Genomic DNA, 2083 nt, shown 5'->3' with positions numbered 1-2083 from the left:
CCTGACTTTTAATCAGGGTGTCCCGCGTTCGAGTCGCGGATGGATCACCAATGGAGAGGTGTCCGAGTGGTTTAAGGAGCTGGTCTTGAAAACCAGTGATTCCGAAAGGGACCGTGGGTTCGAATCCCACCCTCTCCGCCAAATGCCCAGATAGCTCAGTCGGTAGAGCAGGGGACTGAAAATCCCCGTGTCGGTGGTTCGATTCCGCCTCTGGGCACCAAATATATGGCGGTATAGCTTAGTTGGCTAGAGCGTTCGGTTCATACCCGAAAGGTCACAGGTTCGACTCCTGTTACCGCTACCAATATAAAAACAAATGTGGACCTTTAGCTCAGTTGGTTAGAGCGCCCGGCTCATAACCGGTAGGTCCGGGGTTCGAGTCCCTGAAGGTCCACCATTTTTTGTTTGAAATATTATTTATTAGATATCGAGGTGTAGCGCAGTTTGGTAGCGCACGTGGTTTGGGACCATGGGGCCGGGGGTTCGAGTCCCTCCACCTCGACCAATATATGGTGGGTATAGCTCAGTTGGTTAGAGCGCCAGATTGTGGCTCTGGAGGTCGTGAGTTCGACTCTCATTATCCACCCCATAAAAGTTGATCCATTAGCTCAGTCGGTAGAGCACCTGACTTTTAATCAGGGTGTCCCGCGTTCGAGTCGCGGATGGATCACCATTTTTTTATATATTGAAAAATGGCGACATAGCCAAGTGGTAAGGCAGTGGACTGCAACTCCTTGATCCCCAGTTCGAATCTGGGTGTCGCCTCCAATATAATGCGCCTATAGCTCAACTGGATAGAGTGTCTGACTACGAATCAGAAGGTTAGGGGTTCGAGTCCCTTTGGGCGCACCATAAACAAATATCCGGGATTATAGCTCAGCTGGGAGAGCACCTGCCTTACAAGCAGGGGGTCACAGGTTCGAGCCCTGTTAATCCCACCAGTGCAAAACATCTAATTTAAATAAATTAGATGTTTTTTTATTGTCAATTTTAACAAAGCTTTATCTATTGTCAAAATAAGATTAAAGATGTAATATATACATTAAAAAGATATAGAGCAGGTATATATAAAGTTATTTTTGGCAAGATTCTAGGTATATAATAAATTTATTGGAGGGATTTTTATGCCTAGAAAAAGAACTTTAAAATATGATATAGAGAATAAAAAAATTATAAAAGAAATAAAAGCAGCACAATTAGAAATTAAACATGCTGAGAATTTTTTCAATTTGTAAGCGATCCAGAATTAGTTGATGTAGCTATATACGATTTAGAGGCTAAAAAATCAAAATATTCATACCTAATAAGGGTTGCAAAAGAAAAAGGAATTAAAAATTCTTTGGAAGACTGTTTAATTGAATCGTTGGCTAAATAATTAATACAGAATGAGGAGAATTATATATGTACATATTGTTCGGTAATGAAATTGTAGATAGTGAAGAAATTAAATCATTAATAGAGAATGAAAGTCCATTTAGAGTTGATAAAGATTTAAGCAAAGGATCTAAAAGAGAAGATACTATTGCATTTCAAATTAGTGTAGATATTGAAGAATTAAATGAAATAATAAAAGAAGAATATGAATTAAGCGAAATGGAAACAGAAGATTTGTTTGATGAATATATGACTTTAACAGATGAAATTGGTGTGGATTTAGAGGAATTAATGCCAGAAGGAGCTATTCTTAATGCAAGATCTTACAAGTGGGATAACTCCGAAGATAGAATAAAAGCAGTTGTAGCAATAACTCATGAAGAAGTTGGAGAAATGAAATTAAGAGATATAACTAAAAGATTATTAAGTCAAGTTGATTAATTTATAAATTTAACAATTAAAGTGGTCTATGATTTTAAATGACTACTTTAATTATGCTATTATGTTTTTACATATAAAATAACATAATTTTAAAAACACATAAATTATGTGTAAATTTCAACATAAAACTTAATAAACATAAAAAATAAAATTAAATTTTAAAAAAGTGTTGACGATGTTAAATTAAGGTGGTATAGTATTACTTGTCCTTAAGAAAAGGGCAAAACAAAAATGAACTTTGAAAATTAAACAGTAGGTTAATTATATA

General features: G+C 36.1%; 2 protein-coding genes and 10 tRNA genes. All 12 read left to right on the top strand.

Annotated features, from left to right (window positions below; translation table 11 throughout):
• The first annotated feature begins 52 nt into the window (after positions 1–52).
• The 12 genes from LEQ07_RS19600 (at position 53) to LEQ07_RS19545 (ending at position 1815) form a co-directional block, all read left to right on the top strand.
• A tRNA-Ser gene (locus LEQ07_RS19600) sits at positions 53–141 on the top strand.
• Between the two features lie 3 nt (positions 142–144).
• Positions 145–220 (top strand) — tRNA-Phe (locus tag LEQ07_RS19595).
• A 7-nt stretch (positions 221–227) separates the two neighbouring features.
• A tRNA-Met gene (locus tag LEQ07_RS19590) sits at positions 228–304 on the top strand.
• Between the two features lie 16 nt (positions 305–320).
• Positions 321–397 (top strand) — tRNA-Ile (locus LEQ07_RS19585).
• Positions 398–428: 31 nt separating this feature from the next.
• Positions 429–505: transfer RNA gene (locus tag LEQ07_RS19580), tRNA-Pro, on the top strand.
• Between the two features lie 7 nt (positions 506–512).
• Positions 513–589, top strand: a tRNA-His gene (locus LEQ07_RS19575).
• Positions 590–597: 8 nt separating this feature from the next.
• Positions 598–673, top strand: a tRNA-Lys gene (locus LEQ07_RS19570).
• Positions 674–694: 21 nt separating this feature from the next.
• Positions 695–768: transfer RNA gene (locus LEQ07_RS19565), tRNA-Cys, on the top strand.
• 7 nt (positions 769–775) lie between these two features.
• A tRNA-Arg gene (locus LEQ07_RS19560) sits at positions 776–852 on the top strand.
• Positions 853–865: 13 nt separating this feature from the next.
• Positions 866–941, top strand: a tRNA-Val gene (locus LEQ07_RS19555).
• Positions 942–1261: 320 nt separating this feature from the next.
• Entirely contained in the window at positions 1262–1375 is a 114-nt protein-coding gene (locus LEQ07_RS23305) for a hypothetical protein (protein WP_263331943.1), read from the top strand.
• Between the two features lie 26 nt (positions 1376–1401).
• Entirely contained in the window at positions 1402–1815 is a 414-nt protein-coding gene (locus LEQ07_RS19545) for a hypothetical protein (protein WP_263331940.1), read from the top strand.
• Positions 1816–2083 lie beyond the last annotated feature (268 nt).

This window comes from Paraclostridium sp. AKS73 (assembly GCF_025671395.1).
Lineage (GTDB): Bacteria > Bacillota > Clostridia > Peptostreptococcales > Peptostreptococcaceae > Paraclostridium > Paraclostridium benzoelyticum.
This window is presented reverse-complemented; position numbering and strand designations above follow the sequence as displayed.

Excerpts from the sequence above, each read along its gene's own strand:
- LEQ07_RS19545 (WP_263331940.1), top strand. The coding sequence starts at position 1,402 with ATGTACATATTGTTCGGTAATGAAATTGTAGATAGTGAAGAAATTAAA.